General features: G+C 64.4%; 16 protein-coding genes and 1 tRNA gene. 7 read left to right on the top strand and 10 right to left on the bottom strand.

All coding sequences use genetic code 11. The annotated features are described in order from the left end of the window. Positions 1 to 2: 2 nt before the first annotated feature. Together PD284_RS16385 and PD284_RS16390 are read left to right on the top strand one after the other, a co-directional pair. Positions 3 to 857 carry a class I SAM-dependent methyltransferase gene (locus PD284_RS16385; RefSeq protein ID WP_274629237.1) on the top strand — a complete coding sequence of 285 codons (855 nt, stop codon included), beginning with the start codon at positions 3 to 5 and terminating at the stop codon, positions 855 to 857. Between the two features lie 88 nt (positions 858 to 945). Then, positions 946 to 1,245: a hypothetical protein gene (locus tag PD284_RS16390; protein ID WP_274629238.1), complete on the top strand. Its 300-nt coding sequence runs from the start codon at positions 946 to 948 to the stop codon at positions 1,243 to 1,245. Positions 1,246 to 1,265: 20 nt separating this feature from the next. Here PD284_RS16390 and PD284_RS16395 read toward each other — a convergent pair whose 3' ends face one another. Continuing rightward, a complete protein-coding gene (locus PD284_RS16395; RefSeq protein ID WP_274629239.1) occupies positions 1,266 to 1,841 on the bottom strand; it encodes a GNAT family N-acetyltransferase in 576 nt (191 codons plus the stop codon). 68 nt (positions 1,842 to 1,909) lie between these two features. Between PD284_RS16395 and PD284_RS16400 the strand changes: the two genes are divergently transcribed. Beyond that, positions 1,910 to 3,238, top strand: coding sequence for a DNA polymerase IV (locus PD284_RS16400; RefSeq protein ID WP_274629240.1), 1,329 nt, complete (start codon positions 1,910 to 1,912; stop codon positions 3,236 to 3,238). An 87-nt stretch (positions 3,239 to 3,325) separates the two neighbouring features. Then, positions 3,326 to 4,219 carry a DMT family transporter gene (locus PD284_RS16405; RefSeq protein ID WP_274629241.1) on the top strand — a complete coding sequence of 298 codons (894 nt, stop codon included), beginning with the start codon at positions 3,326 to 3,328 and terminating at the stop codon, positions 4,217 to 4,219. Between the two features lie 23 nt (positions 4,220 to 4,242). Here PD284_RS16405 and PD284_RS16410 read toward each other — a convergent pair. The 3 genes from PD284_RS16410 to PD284_RS16420 form a co-directional block, all read right to left on the bottom strand. Next, positions 4,243 to 4,327: transfer RNA gene (locus PD284_RS16410), tRNA-Leu, on the bottom strand. Positions 4,328 to 4,378: 51 nt separating this feature from the next. Continuing rightward, positions 4,379 to 4,960, bottom strand: a complete 582-nt coding sequence (locus tag PD284_RS16415) for a GDYXXLXY domain-containing protein (protein ID WP_274629242.1) — start codon at positions 4,958 to 4,960, stop codon at positions 4,379 to 4,381. Beyond that, positions 4,957 to 6,066, bottom strand: a complete 1,110-nt coding sequence (locus PD284_RS16420; protein WP_274629243.1) for a DUF2157 domain-containing protein — start codon at positions 6,064 to 6,066, stop codon at positions 4,957 to 4,959. Before PD284_RS16420 ends, PD284_RS16415 begins: the two co-directional genes overlap by 4 nt. Before the next feature lie 248 nt (positions 6,067 to 6,314). Here PD284_RS16420 and PD284_RS16425 point away from each other — a divergent pair, with 248 nt between their 5' ends. Beyond that, positions 6,315 to 6,455: a DUF1127 domain-containing protein gene (locus PD284_RS16425; RefSeq protein ID WP_274629244.1), complete on the top strand. Its 141-nt coding sequence runs from the start codon at positions 6,315 to 6,317 to the stop codon at positions 6,453 to 6,455. Positions 6,456 to 6,503: 48 nt separating this feature from the next. Further along, complete coding sequence (locus tag PD284_RS16430; RefSeq protein WP_274629245.1) at positions 6,504 to 6,647, top strand: DUF1127 domain-containing protein; 144 nt, start codon at positions 6,504 to 6,506, stop codon at positions 6,645 to 6,647. Positions 6,648 to 7,625: 978 nt separating this feature from the next. Here the strand turns inward: PD284_RS16430 and PD284_RS16435 are convergent. Further along, a complete protein-coding gene (locus PD284_RS16435; RefSeq protein WP_274629246.1) occupies positions 7,626 to 8,222 on the bottom strand; it encodes a hypothetical protein in 597 nt (198 codons plus the stop codon). Between the two features lie 74 nt (positions 8,223 to 8,296). Here PD284_RS16435 and trmFO point away from each other — a divergent pair, with 74 nt between their 5' ends. Next, entirely contained in the window at positions 8,297 to 9,721 is a 1,425-nt protein-coding gene (gene trmFO, locus PD284_RS16440; RefSeq protein ID WP_274629247.1) for a methylenetetrahydrofolate--tRNA-(uracil(54)-C(5))-methyltransferase (FADH(2)-oxidizing) TrmFO, read from the top strand. 36 nt (positions 9,722 to 9,757) lie between these two features. Here the strand turns inward: trmFO and PD284_RS16445 are convergent, their stop codons facing one another. The 5 genes from PD284_RS16445 to secDF all read right to left on the bottom strand — a co-directional run bounded on the left by PD284_RS16445 (position 9,758) and on the right by secDF (position 15,165). Further along, positions 9,758 to 10,729, bottom strand: coding sequence for a sterol desaturase family protein (locus PD284_RS16445; protein WP_274630666.1), 972 nt, complete (start codon positions 10,727 to 10,729; stop codon positions 9,758 to 9,760). Between the two features lie 106 nt (positions 10,730 to 10,835). Continuing rightward, a complete protein-coding gene (locus PD284_RS16450) occupies positions 10,836 to 11,279 on the bottom strand; it encodes a hypothetical protein (RefSeq protein ID WP_274629248.1) in 444 nt (147 codons plus the stop codon). An 82-nt stretch (positions 11,280 to 11,361) separates the two neighbouring features. Beyond that, the gene (locus PD284_RS16455; protein WP_274629249.1) at positions 11,362 to 12,204 is read right to left on the bottom strand and encodes a phytoene/squalene synthase family protein; all 843 of its coding nucleotides are present in this window, start codon (positions 12,202 to 12,204) and stop codon (positions 11,362 to 11,364) included. A gap of 1 nt (position 12,205) precedes the next feature. After that, a complete protein-coding gene (locus tag PD284_RS16460; protein WP_274629250.1) occupies positions 12,206 to 12,595 on the bottom strand; it encodes an Mth938-like domain-containing protein in 390 nt (129 codons plus the stop codon). Positions 12,596 to 12,600: 5 nt separating this feature from the next. Continuing rightward, positions 12,601 to 15,165 carry a protein translocase subunit SecDF gene (secDF, locus tag PD284_RS16465; protein WP_274629251.1) on the bottom strand — a complete coding sequence of 855 codons (2,565 nt, stop codon included), beginning with the start codon at positions 15,163 to 15,165 and terminating at the stop codon, positions 12,601 to 12,603. Positions 15,166 to 15,184 lie beyond the last annotated feature (19 nt).

Consider the following 15,184-nt stretch of genomic DNA (forward strand, 5'->3'; position numbering starts at 1 on the left):
CCATGTCACTCCTAGATCGCCTCTTCGGCCGCACCCCGACCACAACCGAAGCGTCTCGCGACGGCGCCGGCGTCCCGGGCGGCCTCGCGCAAGAGCAACTCGACGCCGCGGTCGAGTACGCCCGCCATCTTTGGAGAGTCATCGACGAGAAATACGAGCCTATCCTCGCCGAGGCAGAACTGACTTGCATCGTCTGCGGCCACACGGACCGGCGCAGCGGCTATGGCCTGCACCACGACAATTGCGTGTTCGGCGGCGGCGCGCTCGAACGCTACGAATGTCCCGCCTGCGGCTGCATCTTCGGAACCAAGAAATACCTGGACCTATCCGACGCGGCGGTCGATGCCGACTATCGGTTCCTCTACTCCTACTACTCGGAATCCGATTCGACCCCGAATGAGATCCGCACCTTCAATTCCCTGACGCCCAGGCAGGACGGGCTCTATCTCGACTGGGGTTGCGGCGGCATCTGGAGCAAGACCGTCTCCACCCTGCGCGAACGGGGGTTCGATGTCTGGGGTTACGAGCCGAGCGCGCCGACGTCAGGAAACCATGTCGTCCGCTCGCGCGCCGAGATAAGCGGACGCTTCGACGGCATATTCTCAAACAACGTCATCGAGCATTTTCGCGACCCGGTGGCGGTCTTCAGGGATTTCCATGGCCTGTTGAAGGCGGGCGGTGTCATGGCGCACTCCTCACCCTGCTACGACAAGAACTATACCTTCACGCGGTTTCACACCCTGTTTCTGACCGGCCGATCCGCCGACGTGCTCGCCAAGCGCACCGGTTTTGCCGTTGTCGACGAGATTCGGGACGGCGAGTACATCAATGTCGTCTTCCGCAAGGTCGACGACTGACCGACCGCACTGCGATGGCGCTGCCTGCCGCTCCGGCCGATGGGGCCTGCTGATGGCGGAAAGCAGTCTTCCGTGCTAACGTCGTCGCATGAAGACGGCTCTGCTCGGCCTGATCATCCTCGGCGCGCTCGATTTCGCGGTGACGCCGGCGGCAGCCGATTGCAAGTGTCGCGCCAACGGCAAGCTCTTCCATCATGGCGAGGTCGCCTGCCTCAGCCTGCCGACGGGCCAGCAGCTTGCCCGATGCGACATGGTTCTCAACAATTCTTCGTGGCAAAAGGTTCAGGACGGTTGCCCGGAAGCTGCCGCCCAATCGCCTGCCGCGGCATCGCCTCCCGAACCGCATGCGCAGCCGCCCGTGCTTCCGATCGATCCAGCGGCACTCTAGGCTAACCGGGAACGCTTGGCTCAGAGCGACAGCCGCATCAAGGGCCGGTTGTTTGTCTTGCGGTTCACCTCCACGAACCCTGCCCTGTCGAACACGCGCTTCGACCCGACGAACAAACCGACCGAGCTTGCGTCCCGCGACAGCTCCATCGGGCATGCGTCCAGCAGACGCGCGCCGTTTTCCCGCGCCAAGTCGATGCCTGCCGCCACTAGGCGGTGCGTGAGCCCGGCGCCCCTTGCCGTCGATCGCAGAAAGAAGCAGGAGATCGCCCAGACACCATCATCTGCGATTTCGGCGCGGTCCAGCGGCGCGGAGCTGCGCTGGTGGTTGTTCCATTCGGGCACGTCGGCGCGTGGGCCTATCTGCATCCAGCCGACCGCCCGGCTGCCGTCCAATGCCAGCAACCCCGGCGGCGGACCGGCCTCGATGCGACGCCGGATGAAGGCCTTCTTCTCCTGGCTGTTGTTGTCCCGCCGCGCCTTCGGGGACATCCTGAAATAGGTGCACCAGCAGCCGTAGCAGGCGCCCTGCTTGCCGAACAGATCCTCGAAGTCCGGCCACAGGTCGGGGGTGAGCGGGACAATTCTTGTGGTCATCGTCGGCTCCCCAGCGAGGCGTCTTGTCCGAGCAATCGGACTCGCGTAGCATTTCGATTGTTCTCTATATGTTCGCAAACATGGGCGCAGCTGTCAACGATTCGAGCGACGGATTCTGCCGCGACTGCCTTGCGCGGCAGCACGGGGGCGAACGCCGCTGCCACCGCTGCGGAAGCCCAAGATTGCTGCGCCATCCTGAGCTCAGCGCGCTGCATGTCGCGCACATAGATTGCGACGCCTTCTACGCCGCGGTCGAGAAGCGCGACCGCCCAGAACTCCGCGACAAGCCGGTCATCATCGGCGGCGGCAAGCGTGGCGTGGTGTCGACCGCCTGCTACATCGCCCGCATCAACGGCGTGCGTTCGGCGATGCCCATGTTCAAGGCGCTCGAAGCCTGCCCCGAGGCGGTCGTCATCAAGCCTGACATGGAGAAATATGCGCGCGTCGGCCGCGAGGTACGGGCCATGATGCAGGCGTTGACGCCGCTGGTGGAGCCTGTTTCCATCGACGAGGCGTTCCTGGACCTGGCAGGCACCGAGCGCCTGCATGGGCTGCCGCCGGCGCATGTGCTCGCGCGGTTTGCGCATGAGGTGGAGAAGACGATCGGCATCACCGTCTCCGCCGGCCTGTCCTATTGCAAGTTCCTGGCGAAGGTCGCCTCGGACTTCCGAAAGCCGCGGGGCTTTTCGGTGATCGGCCGCGCCGAGGCAAAGGATTTCCTTGCGGATCAGCCGGTGACGCTCATCTGGGGCGTCGGCAAGGCCTTTGCGGCCGTGCTGGAACGCGACGGCATCCGCACCATCAGACAGATCCAGAAGCTCGAGCGCAACGACCTCATGCGCCGCTACGGCACCATGGGCGACCGGCTGTTCCGCCTCTCCCGCGGCGAGGACGACCGGCGCGTCCAACCCGACCACGACGCCAAGAGCGTGTCGGCGGAGACGACCTTCGAGACCGATCTCGCGACGTCGGCCGAGCTGGTGCCCGTCCTGCGCGCGCTGTCCGAGAAAGTTTCCTCGCGCCTGAAGCGCTCGGACATCGCCGGCCGCACCGTGGTGCTCAAGCTGAAGACCCACGACTTCAAGCTCCGTACGCGCAACCGCCAGCTCGCCGATCCTACGCGCCTTGCCGATCGGATCTTCCAGACCGGCCTTCAGCTGCTCGCCAAGGAGACCGACGGCACCAGGTACAGGCTGCTCGGGATCGGCGTCAGCGACCTGACCGGCGCAGAACGGGCCGATCCGCCGGACCTGGTCGACCTGCAGGCCCGCAAGCGCGCGCTCGCCGAGGGGGCGATCGATTCGCTGCGCGAAAAATTTGGCCGCAGCGCGGTCGAGACGGGGTACACCTTCGGCAGAGGCCGAAATGCACACCCGTCGGAGGCGCCGGAAGACTGACGTCTTCCCTTCACCAAAAATCCCTGGATCAGCCGTTCCGGTCTCCCGGCCGTTGCGATGCGCTTCGCGAGTTGGCATCAAGCGCGCATGAATGAGCAATCAATCCCGAAAGCCGCCATCTGGATGGCGTGCTCGATCGCATGTTTCCTGACGATGTCGGTCGCCGGCCGCACCGCCACCGCGGAGCTCGACGTGTTCCAGGTGATGGAGATCCGTTCCGTCATCGGCTGGTTCATGCTGTTGCCGCTGGTGATGCGCGCCGGCGGCTTCGCGGCGATGCGGACCAGACGGCCTGTCCAACATCTCGGGCGCAATGTCGTCCACTACGCCGGGCAGTACGCATGGCTTTACGCCCTCGGCCTCATACCGCTCGCGGAGCTGGTGTCCATCGAGTTCACGACGCCGGTATGGACCGCGATCTTCGCGGTCGCTTTCCTGGGCGAAAAGCTGAACCCCGGCAAGATCGTCGCCATCGTGCTCGGCATTGTCGGCGTTGCAATTATCGTACGGCCCGACGGACAAAGCGTCGAACCCGGACACCTGATCATGCTCGCAGGCGCCCTGGCGTTTGGCGCTTCCCTCGTGATGGTGCGGTCGCTGACCCGCACAGAAAGCGTCGTGCGGATCATCTTCTGGATGCTGGTCATCCAGTCGTTCATTGGCATCGTACCGGCGATCCGGGCCTGGGAGACGCCTTCCGCGGAGGTTTGGCCTGCCCTCCTGATCGTGGCGTTCACCGGCACCTTCTCGCATTATTGCCTGGCCCGTGCGCTCTCCCATGCCGAGGCCACCGTTGTGTCGCCGATGGACTTCGCGCGTCTTCCGCTGTCGGCGCTGCTCGGCTGGGCGCTCTATGCGGAGCAGATCGATATGCTGACGGCCGCGGGCGCGGCGCTGATCCTGGCCGGCAACCTCGTCAACATGCGGCGCGCGAATGGCAGACCGACGGATCAGGAAGCCGTGCAGAGGTCGAACAGCTAGGGGTGTTGCGAAGCGCAAAAGAGTGGTGCGGATGAAGGGACTCGAACCCCCACGCCTTTCGGCACCGGAACCTAAATCCGGGGCGTCTACCAATTCCGCCACATCCGCGTGCGACCGCATTCCCATGTGCGGAGGCCGCTGTCAATCAACCTGCGTCGATCAGTATGGCGGTTCTTCGTAGACCGGCGCGGCGCCGTCCATCAGCGCCTTGATCTGCGGCGCGCCGTCTGAAGCGAGCGCGACGAGCACGCCGAAGCTCCTGACGCGCATGTCCTTCTCCATCTGGAGCCCCTCGCCTTCCGGCAGATAATAGCGTTCGATGCCGTAGGTCACGGACAGCCTCGAGCCGCTGTCCAGACCCCAGGCGGCCGCCGCCGTGCCGCGGATCACGAGTTCTCCCTCGCCGACTGGCGCGTCGCCCGGAACGCCGAGGGTGGCCGATCGGACGCGCCAGTATCCATCGCCATCCTTGCCGATCCGCACGAAGATCTGCCCGGCTTCGCTGGTCGCCTGGCCGGCCGGCAGGTTGGCTACCAGGTCGGTCGGGATGCTGGCGATCTCGTAGCCCAGCCGCACATAGTCGCCACGCAGCAGATCGCGGGGATCGACGGGCTCCACCTTGAGCAGCACTTCCGCGCCCTTGCGCAGGACTGACGCCCGACCGGCGATCATCCACCCCAGAAACGCTATCTGCAGCAGCGCGACCAGCACGGCGAGCAGGATTGAACGACGCATCGTCATGCGACCCTCCCGGCAACCACCGGTCTTGCGCCCAGGCGCCTCTCGATCCGGCTGATAATGAAAGCGACGGCAGCCAGCGCCAGACCTGAAAACAGGAACAGCCCAGCCGTGTCCATCATGGTTCCGACGGTGATCACATAGGCAAGGCAAAGTTCGACCGTGAATGCCGCGTAGGCGATCCAACGCATCAGGGCGCTCTCCCGGCCGCGAAGCACCAGGGCTGCCACGATGCCGGCGAAAGCCACCAGGGTGGTCAAAAGCATCGGCCCGAACTGGTCGTAGACCTCGACCTGGATCATCGACATGCCGACCATGAAGCCGATCAGCGGGTGGGCCGGATAGGGACCGCCGAGCTGGGCGAGCCGTTCGACGGCGTCGCCGGCCCACAGGGCCGCGGCGAACACGATCGCCGACACGACGACCAGCGCGACGCCCATCTCCATCTGCCGCCCGTCGATACCATAAAGAAATGCGTAGAGGATCGCCGACAGGACGAGAAGATGGCGCGCCGCGCGGCTGCGGGTCCAGTATGAGATTGCCCAGCTTGCGGCGCCAAGCAGCAAGAAGCCATGCGGGTGGCCGGTCGACGGATAGTCGAACTCGCGCATCAACAGCCAGACGACAGCTATGATCACCGACGCATTCGTGAGGACGGGCGATCGCAGGCCGATCGCGGCAACCATCGTACCAGCGCACCAGATGAGGATGGCTTCAGTCTCGTCGCCGGCAAAGTGGTACATCTGGCCGATCAGGGCGATCGAACCTCCGAAGGCCACGGCGCCAAGCACGAAGAGCGCTTCGCCGAAGCCCGGATGATCCCGCTGCTTCAAGACGGCGCCGCCGACATAGCTCGTTGCGATCAGCGCGAACAGGCCGAGCACGCGGGCGATGCGCGGAATGCCTTCCCAATTGGCCGCCACGAAGATCAGAATGGACGCCCCAAGCAGTATTGCCGCCATGATGGCCAGTACCGATCCGAAGGATGCGCCCGCCGTTTGGCGCGACCCGACATCCCGGTCGAGCAGGTCCGCCGTCCTGGCATCGATCAGCCCTTCACGGGTCCATCGCTCAATGTCCCTTCGAACCCGCATCTGATAGTCGAACATCCGTTGACCCCAACCCTTGCGCGCAGCGCGGCGCCACTTCCGCCAAGCGCCGTAAACCCCTGACGCGACGTCACTTTCGAGTCGACGACACAGTTTGGCCCCAGGTGCTAAAACCGATTAATGTTGCATTGCACAATACGCATTGCTGCTATGCACCAATAGCAGTTCAAATGCGGATTGGGCGCGCCTATCTAGGCTTCGTACACAGACAGACAAAAAAACGAACCGAAGACGAAACGAGCACTACCATGAACCTGATCCGCAACTACCGCAACTGGCGCCGCTACCGTGAGACGGTGAGCGAGCTGAACCGGCTGACCAACCGCGAACTGAACGACCTCGGCATCACCCGCAGCGACATCCCGTTCGTCGCGCGCAAGTCGGTCTAAGGCATATCCGCGCCGACAGTGGCGCGACAAGGACACGTGAGAACGAAAATGAAACTGATCCGCACTTTCCGTGACTGGCGCGCTTACCGCGCGACGGTCGCCGAGCTGGGTCGACTTTCGGACCGCCAGCTCTTCGACCTCGGCATCAACCGGGGCAGCATCGAAATGGTCGCCCGCAGGGCGGTCCGTTAGCTATAGGAACTTCGTCGGCGCCTACCTCCTCCCAGGCAATGACGAATACGGCCGGCAATCACCTCCTCCCGATCGCCGGTCGGACCATAGCGCACCCGCCGAACCTCCTCCCTCGGCGGGTGCAGCTTTCCCAGAGGCCTCCGCAGCCTCTCTAAATATTGGCGGAAGGAACTTCGTCGGCGCCTACCTCCTCCCAGGCAATGACGAATACGGCCGGCAATCTCCTCCTCCCGATCGCCGGTCGGACCATAGCGCACCCGCCGAACCTCCTCCCTCGGCGGGTGCAGCTTTCCCAGAGGCCTCCGCAGCCTCTCTAAACACTGGCGGAAGGAACTTCGTCGGCGCCTACCTCCTCCCAGGCAATGACGAATACGGCCGGCAATCTCCTCCTCCCGATCGCCGGTCGGACCATAGCGCACCCGCCGAACCTCCTCCCTCGGCGGGTGCAGCTTCTCCAGAGGTCTCCGCAGCCTCTCTAAACACTGGCGGAAGGAACTTCGTCGGCGCCTACCTCCTCCCAGGCAATGACGAATACGGCCGGCAATCTCCTCCTCCCGATCGCCGGTCGGACCATAGCGCACCCGCCGAACCTCCTCCCTCGGCGGGTGCAGCTTCCCAGAGGCTTCCGCGGCCTCTCTAAACACTGGCGGAAGGAACTTCGTCGGCGCCTACCTCCTCCCAGGCAATGACGAATACGGCCGGCAATCATCTCCTCCCGATCGCCGGTCGGACCATAGCGCACCCGCCGAATCTCCTCCCTCGGCGGGTGCTGCTTCCCAGAGGTTTCCGCAGCCTCGCTAAACAATGGCGGAAGGAACTTCGTCGGCGCCTACCTCCTCCCAGGCAATGACGAATACGGCCGGCAATCTCCTCCTCCCGATCGCCGGTCGGACCATAGCGCACCCGCCGAACCTCCTCCCTCGGCGGGTGCTGCTTCTCAACCGACAGTTTCGCCCAATCGATGTGACCGCTTTCGGCTCAGCGCACGCCGCCGACGCCGCGCCGTTTCCATTCGTCGAGCGGCATGACGTCAGGAGCGCCGCCGCCGGGCTCGTACCAGCTGTCGATCGCCCACTTGCGTCCAGAGGGATCGACGAGGACGGCGGTGAAGTGCGGATAACGTCCATCCGCGAAGAATCCGCGCGAGACATTGCGGGACACCGTGTGATGCTTGAGCAGGCCACGGCTCGCCAGCAGCTTCAGCAGGGAGGATGTGTTGGTGGATTCGTCGACGCAATCCATCTGGCCGCGTTCGCGGCCGCGTCCGAAGTCGGATTTCGGTCGATCCTTGATTCCAACGGCCGCCACCGCCCGCCGCTCGTAGAACTGAACGACCTTTGCCACCGCGCGCCGTTCCGCCTCGGGCGACGACGCGCCCGACTTCATGATGGATGCGATTTGCCTCAGATCAGCCGCGCCGAAGTCGATGCGCGTCTTGTAGTAGCACGAGTAGCCGTGACAGACCGTGAGGCGATCGCCGGCATTCGCGGCTTGGACGGAAAAGACCGCCAGAACCGGCAGAATGAGACGACAAAGACAGGAACCGATTCCCCCGAGCCTCATTCGAACGAGCATAGTTTGCATTCGAACGCGCGCAACAGCGTTTCGCCACATTGCTTTCGGCAGCCCGGAGGCATATTTCCGGCGGCATGACACTGAAGCCAATCCACATCATAGGCGGCGGTCTCGCCGGTTCCGAAGCTGCCTGGCAGGCCGCCGAAGCGGGCGTGCCGGTGATCCTGCACGAGATGCGGCCGGTGCGAGGCACCGACGCGCACAAGACCGAGAGCCTGGCGGAACTCGTCTGCTCCAATTCCTTCCGCTCCGATGACGCGGCGACGAATGCGGTCGGTCTTCTTCACGCCGAGATGCGGCTGGCGAACTCCCTGATCATGGCTTGCGGCGACGCGCACCAGGTGCCGGCCGGCAGCGCGCTTGCCGTCGACCGCGACGGGTTTTCGGCGGCGGTGACCGCAAGGCTCGAAGCGCATCCGATGATCACGATCGTGCGGGAAGAGGTGGCAGGACTCCCGCCCACGGACTGGGATCAGGCGATCATCGCCACGGGTCCCCTCACCGCGCCTTCGCTGGCGGACGCGATCGCCCGGGAGACCGGCGCCGATGCGCTCGCCTTCTTCGACGCCATCGCGCCCATCATCCATTTCGACACGCTCGACATGGACGTGTGCTGGTTCCAGTCGCGCTACGACAAGGTGGGGCCGGGCGGCACCGGCAAGGACTACATCAACTGCCCGATGGACAAGGCGCAGTATGAGGCATTCGTGGCCGCGCTGCTGGAGGGCCAGAAGACCGAGTTCAAGGATTGGGAGGGCACGCCCTATTTCGACGGCTGCCTGCCGGTCGAGGTCATGGCCGAACGCGGACCGGAAACGCTGCGCCATGGCCCGATGAAACCGATGGGGCTCACCAATGCGCACAATCCCACCGTCAAGCCCTACGCCGTGGCGCAACTGCGTCAGGACAATGCGCTGGGCACGCTCTACAACATGGTCGGCTTCCAGACGAAGCTGAAGCACGGGGAGCAGGTGCGCATCTTCAGGATGATCCCGGGTCTGGAGAACGCGGAATTCGCGCGACTGGGTGGCTTGCACCGCAACACCTATATCAACTCGCCGACTTTGCTCGACGGCTCGCTGCAGTTGAAGTCCCGGATCGGCCTGCGCTTCGCGGGGCAGATTACCGGCTGCGAGGGCTATGTCGAAAGCGCGGCGATGGGCTTGCTGGCCGGCCGATTCGCAGCCTCCGAACGCCTCAATCGACCGCTCGCGCCGCCGCCGGCGACCACCGCCTTCGGCGCACTGCTGAATCACATAACGGGCGGCCACATCGTGTCCGACGACGAACCCGGAAAACGCTCTTTCCAGCCGATGAACATCAATTTCGGCCTGTTCCCGCCCCTCGAGCCGGGCACAAAGCTGCGGCCGGACGATTTCGAGGGGCGCTTCCGCGGCAAGGACAAGGCGATCGCCAAGAAGAAGGCGACCACGGCGCGCGCCCTGCGCGATTTCCGATTCTGGCTGGAGGCCGCGGCGGCTGCGCAGGCGGCCGAATAGCGTCGCCGCGCCTTCCGCTGCACGTCCCGGACAGACCTACTCCGCCGGCTGCACCGCAGCGCCGCCTTGCGTCGTGCCCTTGCCTGGCAGCCCGGGCATCCCCGCCTGGTCGGGATGCATCCTCACATATTGGGCCTTCAGGTCCTCGGATGTCTTGCGGCTGCCGTCATGGCTCCAGCCGGGCGGCGCGAACATGTAGAGCAGCCGTTGGCGCATCGTCAGCCCGGGTCTGCGCACGTCGCCCAGGATCGAGATCCACTCGTGGAAGGCCACGTAGAAGAGGTTGAAAGTTCCGATATTGTGGACGATGCCGAACTTCGGCACGTCCTCGTCCCGCTCCTCCACGAACGTGCCGAACATCCGGTCCCAGATGATGAAGGTCGCGCCGTAGTTGGCGTCGAGATAGCGCGGATTGTTCGAATGGTGCACGCGGTGGTGGGAGGGCGTGTTCATGACGAACTCGATCGGCTTCCACAGCTTGCCGACCAGTTCCGTATGCAGCCAGAACTGGTAGGCGAGATTGATGCCGCCGACGAACAGGATCATCAGCGGGTGGAAGCCCAGCCAGGCAAGCGGCAGGTAGAGCAGGAACGAGCCGGTGAAGATCGTCGTCCAGGGCTGCCGCAGCGCCGTCGTCAGGTTGAAGTGCTGGCTGGAATGATGGTTGACGTGGTCGGCCCACCACCACCGGATGCGGTGCAGCCCGACGTGATAGACGTAGCGGCGGAAGTCATCGAGGATGAAGCACAGAACCACGGCCCACCAGCTAAATCCGGGGTCGAAAACCCGGTACTGATAGGCCCACTGCATCATGGCGATCAGCACGACGGCGTAGATGATGCCCGTGGCGACGTTGCCGACGCCCATCAGCAGGCTGGTCATCGCATCCCGGTGCTCATACTGCCCCTTGCCCTTGCCCAGCCAGATCAGGCCGAGCTCGATCAGGATGCCCGCCACGTAGAGCGGGATCGCCAGTTGGCCCGTGTTTGGAAAGTGGATGTTCGCCAGACTGTCCACCCCGGCCCTCCCCCGTTAACAATCGGTTTACTATGCCCGACGGCGCGATGGAGGGGAAGCCGCAACCAGAGCGCGCAACCCAGTCAATCCAACATCTTTATGAAATTGGTAAAAATGCGTCAGGGCTCGGCGGCTGCAGAGCCCCGGCTGCAAAGTCGCGATCTTCGGAGCGGGCGAACTGGAAATGCATGCGCCGCAACGTGACGTCGTTGAACCGCACGGTCAGGACATCGCTCCCGTCGCGGACGACTTCCGCAACGTCGGGCGAAGTGAGCTGACGCGTGACGAACCGGTCACCCATCCCGTGAACGAAACCCGTCGCGCCGGCGTCCATCGCGAGGAAGGCCGTGCGGCGGTCGCGCGTCAGCACGATGCCGCCGAACTCTTCGACGCCAACTTCGGGATAGTCGCGGCGGAACTGCGCGACTGCGTCCTCCTCGCCAGCGAGAAGAGCGCGCTCCTTCTTGCCGACGAACCGGAGCAAGATATCGACAACGAGAAGGCCGCCGACGATTAGGCCGATCAGGACGGGCAGGCTCACCGATGATCCTCCGAGCGCCGGTCCCCGCCGGCTTCGGGCCGTTTGGTAGCACAGGACGCAGTGGCGTCAAACGCGGGCCGCGTCACCAGCCGCGGGCAGCCTTTCTGAACAGGGTCCAGTGTCTTTTCCACCCGGCAATGTCGGTCGTCTCGGTGAGAGCCTTGCCACGCTTTCGCAACAGTCCATCGAGATAGGCCGGCGTCAGCGCTGCCGGGAGGAAAGCGGGACGCAGGGTCTCCGGAATGACGGCCGCGGCGGCGCTGAATTTCCCGAGGTGCTCCCGTGCCAGGGCAATTGTTGCATCGATCGCGCGCACGCCAGCCTCTTCGGCATGATCGGCGATGAACTCCTCCGGCGAGGTGCCGGCCGCAGCCAGTATGTCGCGCGGCACAAAGCACTGCCCACGCGCCCGGTGGAGCGGCAGAAGCCGCAGCAGGCCGGTGATCGCCTGGGCGCAGCCGGCATGACCGGCAAGGTCCGGATGCTTCGGCGCAGCCGTGGAATCCAGCACAAGCGCCGCGAGCTGCATGATGGTCGACGCCGTCTCGCCGCAATAGCCCTCGAGGTCGCCTCGCGATGGCATCGGGTCGTTGAACAGATCAAACATCCGCGCCTCGAGGTAGTTCTCGAACGCCGCGCGCGGCAATCCGAACTCGGTGATCGCGCTGAGCAGCGCCTCAGCGACGGGATGTCCGTCCGCAGAGCGTTCCGAACCGCTGTCGATCACCTCGCGCCACCATTGCAGGCGAATCTCGGCTGCAAGGATTTCGCTCGTGCGGTCGCGAATCCCGGATATCTCGGCATTGAAGGCGTAGAGGGCGAAGAGCGCCCCGCGCTTGGCCTCGGGGGCGTAGAGCGCGGAAAGATAGCGGTCCAGGTCGGCATCCCGGACCGCCTTCATGACGATCGATTCGTGCGCTGTCACGTCAATCGACGGCAATCAGGGCCGCCGCAACCGCCCGGTCTTCGGCAAGCAGGACGTTGTAGGTACGAACGGCGGCTCCGGTCGACATCGGGTCCGCGGCGATGCGCACGTTCTTGAGTGCCGCCCGCAGGTCGCGTGGCAACGGCCGGAGTTCCTGGCCCATTCCGACCAGCAGGATCTCGATATCGCCCGCCTCGGCCAGAACCTTCTCGAAATCGGCGACGTCGAGGGCCGTCCTGTCAGCCGGCTCCCAGCCATGGATGCCGCTGGGCAGGCACAGCAGCGAACCGCGATGCGACATGTCGGCAAAGCGGAAGCCACCGTTGCCATAGGCTTCGATGGGCGCGCGGCCGGGAAAGTGCGCCGCGCGCATGACGAGGCCCGCCGACATCGCGATCAGGTCTTCGACGGTTCGGCGCCCGGCGGCAGAATCGTCTGCTGCTCCGGCTTCTCGGGAGCCAGGTTCTCGGGCCGCAGCTTGAACAGGATCAGCAGCGGACCGGCGACGAACACCGACGAATAGGTGCCGACCAGGATGCCGAAGATCATCGCGAAGGTGAACGAGCGGATGACCTCGCCGCCGAACAGGTACAGCGCGATCAAGGCAAGCAGCGTCGTCACGCCGGTCAGGATCGTTCGGGACAGCGTCTGGTTCATCGAGAGGTCAAGCAGCTGCTCGATCGGCATCTTCTTGTATTTTCGCAGGTTCTCTCGAACACGGTCATACACGACGACGGTGTCGTTGATTGAGTAGCCCACGATGGTCAGGATGGCCGCGATGCTGGTTAGGTTGAATTCCAGCCCCGACAGCACGTAGAGCATGACCATCATAGTCACGTCGTGGATCGTCGAAATGATCGCGCCGAGACCGAACTGCCACTCGAAACGGAACCAGATGTAGATCAGCATCGCCACCATGGAGGCGAGCACGCCCATGGTTCCGTACCAGGCGAGTTCCGAGGACACGGTCGGACCGACGGACTCTACACGCCGGAAATCATAGTCGGCGGCGAGTTCGCTGCGGACCTTCTCGACGACCGATTGCTCGGCATTGTCGCCCGCCTGCTGGCCCTCGATGCGGATGAGGAGTTCGCGATCCGAACCGAACTCCTGGACCTGAACGTCGCCCAGGTTCAGGTCGCCGAGGCGGGACCGGACGTCGCCCGAGTCGGCAGCCCCCTGCTTCGCCTGGACCTCGATGCTCGTGCCGCCGCGGAAGTCGATGCCGTAGTTCATCTCGATCGAGAAGAACAGGACGACGGCAGCGATCGAAAGGGCTGCCGAAATGACGAAGGCATAGCGCCGCAACGACATGAAGCCGATCTTCGTGTCGTTGGGAATGAACCGGATCATCCCGTTCGGCAGTTCCTTCGGCCGCATCTTCTTCAGCCAGAGCGCGATCATCCAGCGCGTCAGCGTAAACGCGGTGAACACGGTGGTGATGATGCCGATCGCGAGCGTGACGGCAAAGCCGCGTACAGGCCCCGAGCCGAGATAGAACAGGATCACGGCCGCAATGAAGGTCGTGAAGTTCGCGTCAACGATTGTCGCGAGGGCTCGCTGGAAGCCGGAATCCAGCGACTGCACGAGCGATCTGCCCGATCGTCGCTCCTCGCGCACGCGCTCGTAGATGATGACGTTCGAGTCGACCGCCATGCCGACGGTCAGCACGATACCGGCGATGCCTGGCATCGTGAGCGTCGCCCCAAGCACCGACAGGATGGCGATGATCAGCGCGACGTTCGCCATCAGCGCAATATTGGCGATGACGCCCAGCGTCCCGTAGGCCGCCAGCATGAATCCGACAACCAGGATGCCGGCAATGATCGAGGCGAACTTGCCGGCGGCAATGGAGTCGGCGCCCAGGCTCGGGCCAACCGTACGCTCTTCCACGATCGTCAGGTCGGCCGGCAGCGCGCCGGCGCGCAGCAGCACGGCAAGGTCGTTGGCGCTCTGCGGGGTGAAGTTGCCGGAGATCTGGCCGCTGCCGCCGAGGATGGGCTCGTTGATGCGCGGCGCGGAGATCACCTGCTTGTCCAGAATGATGGCGAACAGCCGTCCGACATTCTGCTGCGTTGCCTGACCGAAACGCGTTGCGCCCTTGGCGTCGAAGCGGAAGGACACGACGGGCTCATTCGTGCGCTGGTCGAAGGTGGCCTGCGCGTCGACGAGGTTCTCGCCGGAGACGATGACGCGATCCTCGATCAGATAGGGAACCGGTGGATCGTCCATGGAATACAGGACCGACGAGCCGGCCGGCGGGCGGCCCTCGATGGCCTCCTGCACCGAGGCGGACATGTTCACCATCTGGAAGGTCAGCTTGGCGGTCTGGCCAAGGATTTCCTTGAGCCGCTGCGGGTCCTGGAGACCGGGTACCTGGACCAGGATACGATCGCCGCCCTGCCGTTGGATGATCGGCTCGGTCGTGCCCAGCTCGTTGACGCGCCGCTCGATGACCTGGATCGACTGCGTCACCGCGTTGTTCAGGCGGTGCTGAAGACCGTCCTCGGTCAAGGTGTAGCGCAGGAGCCCCGGCTCTGGCTCTTGCAGGGACAGCTCGGAAACGACGCCGGTGCCGAACAATCCGGAATTGATCGGCTGGGTGAGCTGCGCCAGGGCCTCTTTCGCCTTCTGCAGTTCGGCAGCATCGCGAATGCGCACCTGCACGCTGTGGCCCGAACCCGACAGGCCCGTGTATCCAATCTTGGCATCGCGCAACAATGTGCGGATGTCGTCCCGGGTCGCCTGGAGCCTCTCGTTGACGAGATCCTGTTCATCGATCGCGAGCAGGATGTGCGAACCGCCCTGCAAGTCGAGGCCGAGCGTCATCGGCCGTTTCGGCGCCCAATCCGGCAGCGCGTCAAGCGCCGACTGCGGGAGCATGTTGGGAAGCGAAAACAGGACACCGAGAAGGACGACCGCCCAAATCGAGATCGTCTTCCAGCGCGAAAAGTAGAGCATGTGGTTCGTCCGTTAAGGC

This window comes from Mesorhizobium shangrilense, from assembly GCF_028826155.1.
In the GTDB taxonomy this organism is placed as follows: Bacteria; Pseudomonadota; Alphaproteobacteria; order Rhizobiales; family Rhizobiaceae; genus Arvimicrobium; species Arvimicrobium flavum.